The sequence below is a fragment of the Macrococcus sp. CoH-51_TC_04 genome (assembly GCF_058188655.1).
Genome location: NZ_JBVGOY010000067.1, coordinates 1 through 275, shown reverse-complemented (window position 1 = coordinate 275; position 275 = coordinate 1). Strand labels below are relative to the sequence as shown.

Annotated in this window: 1 protein-coding gene; it reads right to left on the bottom strand. The window is 62.2% G+C overall.

What is annotated here, in order from left to right; all coding sequences use genetic code 11:
• Positions 1–194: hypothetical protein (locus ACZ2V4_RS11795; RefSeq protein WP_490514961.1), on the bottom strand; the 194-nt coding region annotated here is incomplete at its 3' end.
• Positions 195–275 lie beyond the last annotated feature (81 nt).

Genomic DNA, 275 nt, shown 5'->3' with positions numbered 1-275 from the left:
GCATTGCGACGGGCCGTGAGGTCCGACGCCCAACTGCCGAGAGCGGCTGCAGCCGAGACAACGGCATCGTCGAGCGCTTGCGGCGTGGTTATCGGCGCTTCTGCTATTGGCGTGAGGACGGCAGGGTCCTCGACAGCGTACCATTCCGTAGCTACGTCGCGGCGCCCCGCACTGACATTGAATCCGCGATACATTATCAGGACTCCTTATATTCTTGTCCGTTGATGCGAACCGGGAGCGATCGCGCACCGCGGATCACCGTGCCAAGCCAAGGA